Origin of the sequence: Bacillus nitratireducens, assembly GCF_036320425.1 — a bacterium.
Taxonomy (GTDB): Bacteria; Bacillota; Bacilli; order Bacillales; family Bacillaceae_G; genus Bacillus_A; species Bacillus_A nitratireducens.
This window is the reverse complement of the sequence record NZ_JAUMJO010000008.1, coordinates 125,394-139,344: the sequence shown is the minus strand read 5'-3', so window position 1 is coordinate 139,344 and position 13,951 is coordinate 125,394. Positions and strand designations below refer to the sequence as shown.

General features: G+C 35.0%; 13 protein-coding genes. 7 read left to right on the top strand and 6 right to left on the bottom strand.

The genetic code is table 11. From position 1 onward, the window contains the following. Positions 1-2 precede the first annotated feature (2 nt). Together nprX and Q3V31_RS25050 are read left to right on the top strand one after the other, a co-directional pair. A complete protein-coding gene (gene nprX, locus Q3V31_RS25055) occupies positions 3-134 on the top strand; it encodes a quorum-signaling peptide NprX (protein WP_000758169.1) in 132 nt (43 codons plus the stop codon). Positions 135-298: 164 nt separating this feature from the next. Continuing rightward, positions 299-1,999: a M4 family metallopeptidase gene (locus tag Q3V31_RS25050; RefSeq protein ID WP_016128663.1), complete on the top strand. Its 1,701-nt coding sequence runs from the start codon at positions 299-301 to the stop codon at positions 1,997-1,999. Between the two features lie 63 nt (positions 2,000-2,062). Here Q3V31_RS25050 and Q3V31_RS25045 read toward each other — a convergent pair whose 3' ends face one another. Next, the gene (locus tag Q3V31_RS25045) at positions 2,063-2,611 is read right to left on the bottom strand and encodes a TVP38/TMEM64 family protein (protein WP_000852190.1); all 549 of its coding nucleotides are present in this window, start codon (positions 2,609-2,611) and stop codon (positions 2,063-2,065) included. Positions 2,612-3,011: 400 nt separating this feature from the next. Between Q3V31_RS25045 and Q3V31_RS25040 the strand changes: the two genes are divergently transcribed. Both Q3V31_RS25040 and Q3V31_RS25035 read left to right on the top strand, forming a co-directional pair. Then, positions 3,012-3,530, top strand: a complete 519-nt coding sequence (locus Q3V31_RS25040) for an RNase A-like domain-containing lipoprotein (protein ID WP_000822698.1) — start codon at positions 3,012-3,014, stop codon at positions 3,528-3,530. A 15-nt stretch (positions 3,531-3,545) separates the two neighbouring features. After that, positions 3,546-3,818: a hypothetical protein gene (locus Q3V31_RS25035; protein ID WP_000288792.1), complete on the top strand. Its 273-nt coding sequence runs from the start codon at positions 3,546-3,548 to the stop codon at positions 3,816-3,818. A gap of 49 nt (positions 3,819-3,867) precedes the next feature. Here the strand turns inward: Q3V31_RS25035 and Q3V31_RS25030 are convergent, their stop codons facing one another. The 3 genes from Q3V31_RS25030 to Q3V31_RS25020 form a co-directional block, all read right to left on the bottom strand. After that, a complete protein-coding gene (locus Q3V31_RS25030; RefSeq protein ID WP_098388311.1) occupies positions 3,868-5,130 on the bottom strand; it encodes a VanW family protein in 1,263 nt (420 codons plus the stop codon). Positions 5,131-5,364: 234 nt separating this feature from the next. Beyond that, positions 5,365-6,381 carry an LCP family glycopolymer transferase gene (locus Q3V31_RS25025; protein ID WP_002074446.1) on the bottom strand — a complete coding sequence of 339 codons (1,017 nt, stop codon included), beginning with the start codon at positions 6,379-6,381 and terminating at the stop codon, positions 5,365-5,367. A gap of 186 nt (positions 6,382-6,567) precedes the next feature. Further along, on the bottom strand, positions 6,568-7,746 hold the full coding sequence (locus Q3V31_RS25020; protein WP_329767423.1) for a NupC/NupG family nucleoside CNT transporter: 1,179 nt from the start codon (positions 7,744-7,746) through the stop codon (positions 6,568-6,570). Positions 7,747-7,837: 91 nt separating this feature from the next. On the opposite strand from Q3V31_RS25020, the gene gloA2 reads away from it, so the two are divergent. The 3 genes from gloA2 to aspA all read left to right on the top strand — a co-directional run bounded on the left by gloA2 (position 7,838) and on the right by aspA (position 11,250). Beyond that, positions 7,838-8,224, top strand: coding sequence for an SMU1112c/YaeR family gloxylase I-like metalloprotein (gene gloA2, locus Q3V31_RS25015; protein ID WP_033656703.1), 387 nt, complete (start codon positions 7,838-7,840; stop codon positions 8,222-8,224). A 108-nt stretch (positions 8,225-8,332) separates the two neighbouring features. Continuing rightward, entirely contained in the window at positions 8,333-9,631 is a 1,299-nt protein-coding gene (locus Q3V31_RS25010; RefSeq protein WP_000353328.1) for a hemolysin family protein, read from the top strand. Between the two features lie 182 nt (positions 9,632-9,813). Then, positions 9,814-11,250, top strand: a complete 1,437-nt coding sequence (aspA, locus tag Q3V31_RS25005) for an aspartate ammonia-lyase (RefSeq protein ID WP_000562159.1) — start codon at positions 9,814-9,816, stop codon at positions 11,248-11,250. A gap of 187 nt (positions 11,251-11,437) precedes the next feature. Here aspA and Q3V31_RS25000 read toward each other — a convergent pair whose 3' ends face one another. Together Q3V31_RS25000 and Q3V31_RS24995 are read right to left on the bottom strand one after the other, a co-directional pair. Then, positions 11,438-13,057 carry a lactate permease LctP family transporter gene (locus tag Q3V31_RS25000; RefSeq protein ID WP_000109128.1) on the bottom strand — a complete coding sequence of 540 codons (1,620 nt, stop codon included), beginning with the start codon at positions 13,055-13,057 and terminating at the stop codon, positions 11,438-11,440. A gap of 203 nt (positions 13,058-13,260) precedes the next feature. Further along, positions 13,261-13,650, bottom strand: coding sequence for a TlpA disulfide reductase family protein (locus tag Q3V31_RS24995; protein ID WP_206763994.1), 390 nt, complete (start codon positions 13,648-13,650; stop codon positions 13,261-13,263). Between the last annotated feature and the right edge of the window lie 301 nt (positions 13,651-13,951).

The window sequence follows — 13,951 nt, the reverse complement described above, 5'->3', positions numbered from 1 at the left end:
AAATGAAAAAGGTGGTATTTGGAGTATTGGCGTTTATAGTGACTCTTACAGTTGCTGGAGGAATACATCAGTATAGTAGTAAACCTGATATCGTTGGTCAACAAGCTAAAACAGTTGAACAAATTAATTTATAAAAAAACCCCTTTCCAAATGGAAAGGGGTTTTTCAATATTTGTTCCTCAAAATTCTACAACACTTGAGAAAGAAATTAATTGAATTTTTAGTATATTAATAGTGGAAACATAATGCTAATATGAAACTACTCTTTTCAAAAATTTTTTATTAGGGGGAAGGTTATATGAAAAGAAAGAGTTTAGCGTTAGTGTTAGCGACAGGAATGGCAGTTACTACGTTCGGAGGGACAGGCTCTGCGTTTGCGGATTCTAAAAATGTGCTCTCTACGAAAAAGTACAATGAGACGGTACAGTCACCTGAGTTTATTTCTGGTGATCTAACTGGAGCAACTGGTAAGAAAGCGGAATCTGTTGTGTTTGATTACTTAAACGCGGCAAAAGTTGATTATAAGTTAGGGGAAAAGAGTGCGCAAGATTCTTTCAAAGTGAAACAAGTGAAAAAAGACGCTGTGACTGATTCAACAGTAGTACGTATGCAACAAGTTTACGAGGGAGTACCTGTATGGGGATCTACTCAAGTAGCTCACGTAAGTAAAGATGGCTCTTTAAAGGTATTGTCTGGAACAGTTGCGCCTGATTTAGACAAGAAGGAAAAGTTGAAAAATAAAAATAAGATTGAAGGCGCAAAAGCAATTGAAATCGCGCAACAAGATTTAGGAGTAACACCTAAATATGAGGTGGAACCAAAAGCGGACTTATATGTATATCAAAATGGTGAAGAAACGACATATGCATACGTTGTGAATTTAAACTTCTTAGAGCCAAATCCAGGAAACTATTATTATTTCATTGAAGCAGAAAGCGGTAAAGTATTAAATAAATATAATAAAATTGATCATGTAACAAATGATGATAAGTCACCAGTTAAACAAGATGCTCCTAAACAGGATGCGAAAGCGGTTGTAAAACCTGTAACAGGAACGAATAAGGTGGGAACTGGTAAAGGTGTATTAGGAGATACAAAATCGCTTAATACAACGTTATCTGGATCGTCTTACTATTTACAGGATAATACACGTGGAGCAACGATTTTTACATATGATGCGAAAAATCGTTCGACGTTACCAGGAACATTATGGGCAGATGCAGATAATGCTTTCAATGCGGCATATGATGCAGCAGCAGTAGATGCTCATTACTATGCAGGTAAAACATATGATTATTATAAAGCTACATTTAACAGAAACTCTATTAATGATGCAGGAGCACCATTAAAATCAACAGTTCATTACGGAAGTAAGTATAATAACGCGTTCTGGAATGGCTCTCAAATGGTATACGGAGATGGTGATGGTGTAACATTTACTTCATTATCTGGCGGTATTGATGTAATTGGTCACGAATTAACACATGCTGTTACGGAGAACAGTTCAGATTTAATTTATCAAAATGAATCAGGAGCGCTAAATGAAGCAATTTCTGATATCTTTGGTACTTTAGTAGAATTCTATGATAACCGTAACCCGGATTGGGAGATTGGTGAAGATATTTATACACCTGGTAAAGCGGGAGATGCACTTCGTTCTATGAGTGATCCAGCGAAATATGGTGACCCAGACCACTATTCTAAGCGTTACACTGGTTCAAGTGATAACGGTGGTGTTCATACAAATAGCGGTATTATTAACAAACAAGCGTATTTATTAGCAAATGGTGGTACGCATTCTGGTGTAACTGTAACTGGTATCGGTAAAGATAAATTAGGTGCGATTTACTACCGTGCAAATACACAGTATTTCACGCAATCTACTACATTTAGTCAAGCTCGTGCTGGTGCAGTACAAGCTGCAGCGGATTTATATGGTGCTAGCTCTGCAGAAGTAAATGCAGTGAAGCAATCATTTAGTGCTGTTGGTGTAAACTAAGGCTTTAAAGGATAGTTATTAATAAAATACTTCAAAAATAAAGAAGGAGCATAGGCTCCTTCTTTATTTTTTTCTCCATTTTTTCCACAAATAAAACAATCCAACACACCCCGCGATTGCTACAATCCACTTCGCTTCATTCGTTCCATTCATGACATGATAGGCAGAATATACTTCAATTAACAAAGCCGGTATTTTACCTATTGTACTGGCAATACTGAAGGGTAGTAATGACATTTTGCCTAGAGCTGCAAATAAAGTAACGATACTGGACGGAATGAAAGGGATAAAGCGAAAAGATAGGACGAGTAGAAATGCCTCTCTGCCTTCTACGTAAAGAAGACGCTCTACCTTTGGATACTTATTTACTTTATCGTGAGTGAACTTTTGAAGGCCTATACGATAAATATAAAACGAGATAATAGCCCCTAATGCCTCACCTGCGATCGAAATAATGGTTCCGTTTGTTACACCAAAGAGCTGTATGTTAATAGCGGTCAAAAAAATACTAGGGATAAAACCTAAAAGACTGATGATGATGTTGATTAAGATACTAAGTGGAATTGCGATTGAATAATAGTCTGTTAAGAAGTTTTGAATTGTTTCAGCCATTCTTTAAAATCCTTTATCTTTTTTTGCATTACACCATATTTCCATTGTATAGGCAAGGGGGAATTTACATAATGTAGAAAAGTGTTGATAAAACGACTTTTATATACATTATACAGGTATTGGGTATATAAAATAAGGGGTATATTTTAATTTATCGAAAAACACTCCATAAATCCTGTTACTAAAGGATTTATGGAGTGTTTCAAATGGTGTTTTAATCCGGGAAATAATTATAAAATCATAGGGGTATATTTTAAAGTGGGTGAAAAACAGTGGTTTGATGAAAATAGAGTGGTAAATATAACAAAATAGCTGAAGGATTTAAAAAATGTATGTGTTTTTTCTTTGTGAAATTGACTTTTAGTGGAGTTACGATAATAATCATGGAAGAGGTGATATGATGAAACGAATAAGTAGTCTTTTCTTCAGTAGTTTACTGGCATTAATGCTGATCTTAAGTGGATGTGCAGGAAAAGAACAAAAAACAGAGAAACAAACAGGGAATCAATCGACATCAGTAGAAAAAATTAGTGATAATATTTTAGATGAAATGGAAGGGCCACCTAAAAATGGTCATACGATTGAAAGACATGTAGGTAAATCAGAAGAGGATTTGAAGAATCGTTTGAAGACAGATAAAGTATCAGCGGCAAGTACATACTATGATAAGGAAACAGCCACGAAAGCTGTAAAAGATAGTTTGAAGCAACATGATAAGGAAATTCAAGATTGGTTAAAAAATTCTAAAGAGGCTCGTCTCGTATTAAATACAACTCATTCATTCCCCGTTGGAAAAACGGTAATAAAGAAAAATATGAATGTAAAAGACAAGTTAGTAAAAACTGTTACTGTTTTAGCGAGAGATAAGTCAGGAGATTTAGGATATAAGATTATTACTTCTTATCCATCTGACAAATAAGAAGGGGGAGTACATATGTATACGACATTACAATACTTTCTTAAATCATACTGTACGTTAAGTATTCATGAGGATGAAATAATAAGCGTGATGGAAGAGTTTATAGAGCAAGAAGATGAAGAGATTGTTTTGAAATTACGCGATGAATTATTATATATGAAGAAAAAGGATACTTGGGAAGAGGCGTGCGTATTAGCTGCGAAGCAAGGGAATCGTATGTGGTCGTTAGAAGAAACGAAAGACCATCTTGCAACCTTTTTAGTATTATTGCAAAAGAAAAAGGCGTGAGTAGATCACGCCTTTTTTGTTTTTTGAAATTTTCCTGTTTATTAGCACCTCATTGTTTTGGAGCGCTTTTATATACGCTTTTTGAAATTTGTCCATTTGAGATTACTTCACCGTTTTGTGTTACTTTTTTATACGTTACCGCTGTTATTTTGTCATTAGCTCTACTAATTACTTGAGAAGAAACTTCAACATTTTTACCAGTATTTGTGCCGAAAATACGAGTAGTAATACTACCTCCATTTGAAAATGCTTGAATATAAATATGATTGCCTGTATTGTTTTTAAATTTTAAATCCGGACCATAATCTGCCACTGCTGCATCTTGCCCAAGTGGTAAATAATTTACGGGCATGGAATGATTGCTTCGAGAAACAATTCCTAAATCTGCCCTTAAAGCGGCGCTATATAAAGTACTACTAACTTGGCAAACACCTCCACCTGCACTTTGTATAACTTTACCTTCTGAAAATACTGCTGCGGACTTATAACCATGTGCAGCATCCGTTACGCCAACGCGGCCATTAAAACTAAACGTTTCATCAGGTGCGACAATAACTCCACTTAAAGTATTAGCTGACTTATTTACGTTATAGGATTGGTTTCCATTACGACCAGCCATTGGAGTTGAATATTCAGCAATCACTTCTTTAATTCCTATTTTCTGTATATCTTCTGTAGAACGCTCAGGTTTTAAAAGTGTAACTGGTAACGTAACGTCTGATGTGCCAGAAGTAATGGCCTGTTTCGTTAGATCAGTTAACTTTCCTTTATCAATTTTTTCTCCATTTTGACTTTGGCTAATATTTACTGTAGAGCCTTCAACATTTAATTCTGCATTAACAGGATTTTTTAATGTTTCATTATATTTATCCTTTATAAAGGTTTCATAAGTTGTTGTATTTAATTGTGGTTTTAATTTATAGTTACGCTTTAATTCACCGTTTTCAGCTTGCTTACGCATGTTGTAACGATTCATTACGTTCCCTTCTTGTTCTTTGAAGATATTGTCGACAATATCCTTCTCTTTATAATCTACTCCTAAATCTTTCCACGTATAATTTTGTTTTTCATTTTGGAATACGTAGTTAAGAGACTTTTGATTGAATTCATTCACCTTTTGATTAACAATGGCTTGAATATCTGCTTTATTTTTTCCCTCAAGAGAAATACCTTCAAATGTAGTGTTTGGTAATGCAGTTGTATTTAGTTGATTATTTAATTTAGATACATATTGATATCCACCAACACCACCAACACAAAGTAATATGCCACCAGCGATAGCGGAACCGATCAGTATTTTGCGTAGCTTCATTTATTTCCCCCCAGAAAAATTTGTATAAATATATGTATTACATTTTTTGTATAAAAATGATGAAAATAACATTATGTAGGTACTAGTATACTATTATTTTCACTATGTGTGTAATGTTTTTATAAAAAATGTTACACTGCTGTAATAATTGTCTCTTTTTGTCACAATATGTACGAGAAATATGTTGAAAATTATAATAAAAAGGCTGCTTAGAAAAATCTAGCAGCCTTTTTATTATAATTTTTTATGCTCATTTTTATTCGTAACACCGAGATGTTCTTGAAGTGTTGTCGATATATCATTAACACTTTTTTCGTTTGGAACGTAATAATAAATACCACCTATATATTTATCAGTACCTTCTACTTGCATTTTGTCCATTTTTAAATTGGAATCCATTGAATTTTTGGCAATGGTCATCATATCGTCAAAAGTTAAATTTGTTTTTAAGTCTTTATCGACAGCGTCGAGTAGACCACCGATTTTATTAATGGAATTGAGAGATAGGGCTTTTTCAGCAATAGCCTCTAAAACAAGTTGTTGTCGTTGACCACGCATATAATCACTATCAATATGACGAGTTCTAGCTAGTGCAAGTGCTTCTTCTCCATTTAAATGTTGACGTCCTTTTTCTAGATGAATTGCATTTGCTTCGTCTTTACTATTTTGTTCTGTAAACTCAACCGGAACATCGACAGTAATACCACCAAGGGAATCAACGATTTTGATAAAGGATTTAAAGTTAAATTTTACATAGTAGTCAACTGGAACGTCTAAAAAGGTCTCTACTGTATCAATCGTGCTATCTACACCACCGAATACATGCGCATGTGTAATTTTATCGTATTTATCACGTGATTTAATGTAGACGCGTGAATCACGTGGAATGCTGACAAGTTTAACGGATTTATCGTTTTTATTAATTGTTGCAAGTAATAAGGCATCCGTACGAGTCGCTTTTCCATAACCTTTTTCCCTAATATCACTTTCATCAACGCCCATAATAAGGACAGAAATATTGTCAGTCATAGGTTTAACGGCTTTTTCACGTTTGCTGGATTTATCTCCTCGGCCGAGTTCAGAATAGGCGTTGCTTAAGACGGATTTTGCTTTACTGTATATATGGAAGGAGTAACCTCCTGCTCCCATTGCTACAATAAGTAAGGGAATAAGAATGAACCAAAGTAGGCGCTTTTTCTTTGAACGTCCTTTTTTGGCTCGAGTTTCTTTGTTAATGTCGGATTTCATCATTTTTTCTCCTTTAAAACAATCGAAGTGTATACATCTAGAAGCGTATTAAAACACATAAAAAATATTGTACGCTAAATAAAGGGTATTGTACATGTATAAAAAATAGATGTCTTGATTATTTATAAGACACCTATTCGTTATTGTATACAAAAGACAGGGATAAGAAAATGATAAAAATTTACCTAATTACAGCATAATACTTACAATAATTGCAGATAAAATGCTAACAAGAGTAGCTCCGTATAGTAATTTTAGGCCGAAGCGGGCAACAACATTTCCTTGTTCTTCGTTTAACCCTTTTACCGCACCGGAAATAATTCCAATGGAAGAAAAGTTAGCAAAAGAAACGAGGAAGACAGAAATAATACCAACTGTACGGATAGAGAGTGTGCTGGAAATTTTACTAAGATCCATCATTGCTACAAATTCATTTGTTACAAGCTTTGTTGCCATAATGCTACCTGCTGTGACAATTTCAGAACTTGGTACGCCGATAAGAAATGCAATAGGGGCGAATACATAGCCTATTAGTTGTTGGAAAGTAATGCCGAATATAATGAGGAATAGGTCATTAATGCAACTCATTAATGCGACGAATCCAATGAGCATAGCGCCGACGACAATTGCTACACGAAAACCATCAAGAATGTATTCTCCAAGCATTTCAAAGAAACTTTGTTTTTCCCCTTTTATTACCAAAATGTCTTCATCATCGTTAACGTCGTAAGGGTTAATAATGAGTACGATAATAAAACCACTAAATAAATTGAGAACGAGTGCGGTTACTACATATTTTGGTTCAATCATTGTCATATAGGCACCGACAATGGACATAGATACTGTTGACATAGCAGAGGCGCAAAGTGTATATAGTCGATGTTGTGGAATTTGGGCTAATTGTTTTTTAACCGTAATAAAAACTTCTGATTGGCCGACAATAGCGGAAGCGATGGCGTTGTAAGATTCTAATTTCCCAAGACCGTTTATTTTACTAAGAAAGAAACCAATCCAGCGAATAAAGAATGGTAGTATTTTGAAATATTGTAATATACCAATTAAGACGGAGATAAAGACAATCGGTAATAATACGTTAAGGAAAAATGGCATTTCCCCTTTATTTGCAAGACCGCCAAATACAAAGTTTATACCACTGGCAGCATACTCAAGTAGCCTCGTAAACAGGCTGGAAATTACCGTAATAAGTATGAGACCGATTTCTGTATTTAATAATAAATAGGTTAAAATTAATTGTATAATAAGCATGATAAAAATTGGTTTGAATTTAATATGTTTTTTATTGTTGCTAGCAATGTAGGCAAGGAAAAAAACAACGATAAGTCCAACGAAAAAAGTAATAAATTTCATCATAAGCCCCCTAAAAGAGATATTCTGCTATATATGTTTTTCATTTAAAAGGAGAATATGCATGTTTGATAAAGAGAGGAATAGAGGAATCATGAATATATGTAGAGTACATCACGTTGCAATTATTTGTTCAAATTATGAAGTGTCAAAGGATTTTTATACACGAATATTAGGTTTCAAAGTGATGAATGAAGTATACAGAAAGGAACGAAATTCTTATAAGTTAGATTTATGTGTAGGGGAAGAGTATCAAATTGAATTATTTTCATTTCCAAGTCCGCCTGAGCGCCCAAGTTTTCCAGAAGCAGCCGGGCTTAGACATTTAGCATTTGCTGTTACAAATATAGAAGAAGCTGTAAAGCATTTAAAACAATGCGGTGTGGAGACTGAAGCGATACGTATTGATGAAATTACGGAGAAAAAATTTGTCTTTTTCCAAGATCCTGATGGCTTGCCTTTAGAATTGTATGAGGCTTGAAATTGGTGAATTTTATATAGGGTTGCTTTCAAATAAATGAAGAAACTAAAGTGAAACTTCTTTTTAAAAGGAGGTGTAACTTTAGCTTAAGAAAGCTAAAGGACATATGTGGATATTTTAAAATTATTGATGGTAGTTCTTCTTATTGGTTTAACAGCATTTTTTGTGGCTGTTGAGTTTGCAATTATTAAGGTACGTAGCAGCCGTATTGATCAACTCGTTAGTGAAAAACGACGAGGAGCATTGGCAGCAAAAAAAGTAACTTCGAATTTAGATGAGTATTTATCAGCATGTCAGTTAGGTATTACAATCACTGCTTTAGGGCTTGGGTGGTTGGGCGAGCCGACTATAAAACATTTACTCGAGCCGTTGTTTTTAAAACTACACCTATCTCCTGCAATTGCAAGTACAGTTTCATTTATTATTGCCTTTGCAGTGATTACGTTTTTACATGTTGTCATTGGTGAACTTGCTCCGAAGACGTTGGCTATACAAAGAGCAGAGCAAGTTAGCTTATTATTATCGAAGCCAATTATTTACTTTTACCGAGTAATGTATCCCTTTATTTGGGCTTTAAATGGTTCTGCAAGGCTTGTAACAGGGTTATTCGGATTACATCCAGCTTCTGAACATGAAGTAGCTCATTCGGAGGAAGAATTACGATTAATCTTATCTGAGAGTTATGAGAGCGGAGAGATTAATCAAAGGGAATTTAAATATGTAAATAATATTTTTGAATTCGATAATAGAGTCGCAAAGGAAATTATGGTGCCTCGTACGGAAGTTGTAGGTTTATATGAGGACGAACCATTTGAAACACATATTAAAATAATCGCACAAGAAAAATATACGAGGTATCCTGTATTTGGTGAAGATAAAGATGAAATTATTGGGATGGTTAATGTAAAGGATTTATTTATTCGTTATATGGATGATAATCGAGATGAGGAGTGCTCGATTACACCGTATACAAGGCCAGTTATTGAAGTGTTAGAAAATATTCCTATACATGATTTACTATTGCAAATGCAAAGAAAACGAATTCCATTAGCGGTATTATATGATGAATATGGCGGTACAGCAGGGATTGTTACACTAGAAGATATTTTAGAAGAAATTGTTGGAGAAATCCGAGATGAATACGATGAAGATGAACACCCGCCTATAGAGCATATAAGTGAAGGTTATAAAATCGTAGAGGGAAAAGTGCTTATTAGTGAAGTAAATGATTTATTGGGCATACACTTAATCGCTGATGATGTAGATACAATCGGTGGCTGGATTATGGTACAAAAACAAATCGTTGCTGAGGGAGACATTATTGAGAAACACGGCTTTTCTTTTAAAGTTCTTGAAAAGGATATGCATCAAATTAAGCGAGTTGAAATAAAGGCAGTAGAAGAATGATTGGATTTTCTATTATATAAACTTTAATAAAAAGGATATATAGAAAAATAAATGTTTGCGCTTTCAAAAGCGGTGCTTTATAGTGAAGGTGGATACTGAAGAATTCTTTTTAATGATACTCGTATTTTATAGGGCGAATTCTTTGGATAAGGATTTAGAATGAAAAGTATAGGTGATGAAAAATGATAGCAACGAAGGATATACGTATAGAAAAAGATTTTTTAGGTGAAAAGGAAGTACCGAGTGTAGCTTATTATGGTGTACAAACATTACGTGCCGTAGAAAACTTTCCGATTACAGGATATCGCATTCATCCGTCACTCATTACGGCAATGGCAATTGTAAAAAAAGCGGCAGCGCTTGCGAATATAGATACAGGTTACTTGGCTAAAGATATCGGACAAGAAATTGTAGAAGCTGCACAAGAGATTATAGATGGAAAGTTCCATGATCAATTTATCGTAGACCCAATTCAGGGCGGAGCAGGGACTTCAATTAATATGAATACTAATGAAGTAATTGCTAATAGAGCACTAGAACGTATGGGATACGAAAAAGGTGAGTATGCGAAAATTAGTCCAAACACTCATGTGAACATGGCTCAATCAACAAATGATGCGTTTCCAACGGGAATTCATATTGCTACTCTGATGATGTTAGAAGAGCTTCTTATTACAATGGAAGAACTTCATTCTGCTTTCCGTACAAAGGCAAAAGAGTTCGATCATGTTATTAAAATGGGACGCACACATTTACAAGATGCGGTGCCAATTCGACTTGGACAAGAATTTGAAGCGTATAGCCGTGTGCTAGAGCGTGATATAAAAAGAATTAAACAGTCTCGTCAACATTTATATGAAGTAAATATGGGGGCGACAGCTGTTGGTACGGGATTAAATGCAAATCCTACGTACATTGAACAAGTGGTAAAACATTTACGAACATTTAGCGGATTCCCACTTGTCGGCGCAGAGCATTTAGTTGATGCAACGCAAAATACAGATGCATACACAGAAGTATCTGCAGCATTAAAAGTATGTATGATGAATATGTCTAAAATTGCAAATGACCTTCGTATTATGGCATCTGGTCCACGTGTCGGATTAGCTGAAATTCAATTGCCTGCACGTCAACCAGGTTCATCCATTATGCCAGGTAAAGTAAATCCAGTTATGGCAGAAGTAATTAACCAAGTCGCTTTCCAAGTAATCGGAAATGACCATACAATTTGCTTAGCATCAGAAGCAGGGCAATTAGAGTTAAACGTAATGGAGCCTGTACTTGTATTTAATTTAATTCAATCTATCAGTATTATGAATAACGGATTCCGTGTATTCCGTGAATACTGTATTAAAGGAATTACAGCAAATGAAGAATTGCTGAAGCAATATGTTGAGAAAAGTGTTGGAATTATTACAGCGGTGAACCCTCATATTGGTTATGAAGCAGCATCTCGCATCGCACGTGAAGCAATTGAAACAGGAAAATCTGTTAGGGAGCTATGCTTAGAACATGGTGTACTTACAGCAGAAGAGCTTGATATTATTTTAGATCCATATGAAATGACGCATCCTGAAATTGCTGGTGCTTCTTTATTAAAGAATAAAGTGAAACTTTAATCAGTGGGGGGGGGGGGATCCCCCACTGATTATTAGCCCGCACCAATCGGGCTTTTACGGGCAGTTGATCTCCCATCTAACTCCCTCGCATTCGCCGAATTTTGGGGTGGGAGTTTTACTGCCCACAAATAGCGGGATAAAAAAATGTAATAAAAAAAGCACCGATCCATTTGGATCGGTGCTTTTTTTAGAAGATATTAAATACCGAGTTAAGTTGAAGTAAGCTAATAATAGCTAAGAAGATTAAACTATATTTCATCACTATTTTAAATAGAGCAGATTCTTTACCAACTAGTCCAACTGCTGCACAAGCAACTGCTATAGATTGTGGTGAAACCATTTTTGCGATTGTACCACCAACTACGTTTAATGAAACGAGAGTAGATGGAACGATGTTTAACTGATCGGCAGTTACTGCTTGAAGTGGTGCGAATAATGAGCCACTTGATACGACTGAACCTGTAATGAATACGCCAATCCATCCTAAAATTGGAGAAAGAACTGGGAATGCATTTCCTGTAGAAGAGAATGCAAGTCCAAGTGTAGATGACATACCAGAGTAGTTCTCTACGTAAGCTAAAGCGATAACGCTACAAATTGTATATACTGGAACTTTTAGTTCTTTTATTGTTTCGATCATTAATTCTTTAATCATTTTGCCGTTTACACGGTAGACGATAAGTGAAACGATAATTGCTAATACAATCGCAGTAGTTGTAGAAGAGAATACATCTAGTTTGAAAATCGCTGCGAAAGGTGTATCAGCCTTTGTAATTGGTGCAGTTTTCATAACCGCATTATGAAGACCAGGGAATTGAATGTTAAATACTAAGTTTGCCAATGGACCATCCGGAGCAAATAAAGCTTTAATTGGTTTTAAATTAAAGATTGTTACAAATGCAGTTAAGAATACGAATGGAGACCAAGCATATAAAATTTGATTGAATGTATGAGATTCTTTTTCTTCTTGTTTTTCTTCTTTAGCAGAAGATTTTGGTTGCCAAACACGTAAGAATAATGCAAGAGCGACCATACTTACGACTGCTGCGAAAATATTAGTAAGTTCAGCGCCTAAGAAGTAAGTCACAAGGAACTGAGTAATTGCGAAAGAAACACCACTTACAAGAATACCTTGCCAAGTTTCTTTAATTCCTTTAATTCCATCGACCATTGAAACAAGTAAGAACGGTAAAACAATGCTAATGAATGGCAAAATGTAAACAGCTTGACGACCGACAGTTAATGCATCTAGCCCAGTTAATTGTGCAGGTACTGTAACTGGAATACCCATAGCACCCATAGCACCACCAGCGATGTTAGCTACTAAGCAAATACCTGCTGCTTTTAATGGATTAAAGCCCATACCTACAAGTAATGCAGCTGTAATAGCAACTGGAACACCGAAACCAGCTGCGCCTTCTAAGAAAGCACCGAAAGAATAAGCGATTAATAATACTTGTAAACGCTGATCATTTGTAATACTTGAAATGCTATCACGAATGACATTGAATTGTTCTGTTTTAACAGTTAATTTGTAAAGGAAGATAGCTGCGATAACGATAGTACAAATTGGATAAAATCCAGATAAAACACCGAATCCGGCAGATGCTACTGCTGCAGTTGCAGGCATTTTATAAACAAATATTGCAAGGATAATAGCAACAATCACACTGTAAAGACCAGCCATGTAACCTTTCATTTTGAATCCCACTAAACAAATAATGAAGCAAAAAATTGGGAGTGCTGCGATTAGTGCAGATAACCAAATGTTGTTTAATGGGTCATAAATTTGTGTCCAAGTACTCATAATAATGACAACTCCTATCTATTTTATGTGAAGAAATTCACATTATTTGTGAAACTATTCACAATCAACTTACATGCTTAGTATATTCTCCTTCAACACTATTGTCAACGTGAAAAAGTATAATTATTCCATAATAGTATTAAAAGTAACATTTTGTTCATAAAGTAGACAAAAAGCGTAATCAAATTAATTTGATTACGCTTTTATAAATTATTGACATATTCTTTCATTTTTTCATATGTCATTGGTCCTACATGCTTATATTGAATGACACCGTTTGAATCGATGACAAAAGATGTTGGAATACTGATAATTTGATATGCGGCACTTGCCTGTCCTTTCTGATCTAATAGGACGGGGAAGGTATATTTGTTTTCTTCAAGAAATTGTTTTACATTGTTCGGGTCTTTTTCAGTAGCTGTCGCATTTACAGCAACAATTTCAATCCCCATATCTTTAGTATCGTGATAAAACTTTTCCATATCAGGCATTTCTATTTTGCATGGACCACACCAGCTTGCCCAAAAATTCAATATTACTTTTTTTCCTTTATAGTCTGTAAGACGAACTTCTTGACCAGTGGTTGTTTCCAGAAGGAAATCGAGGGCAACATTGCCAACTTCAGTTCCAATGGGGATGTTTGACTTTGAAGCTATATCTTTTTTTTTGTCTAATAGGAAGTGATTGATAATAGTCCAACCGACCGCAATACTAAGTAACGCAATAATAAACCATTTTTTAATACTACATCCTCCTCCTTACTTAAATTTCCTTTTTTATCGTAACAAATTGGTTAAATATGGTCAAATTACTTTACGATAGGTTATCAATTATGGACGATATTTTACAATATCATTACTGTACATTTCAGTAAGGTGAAAATATAACAAAAAG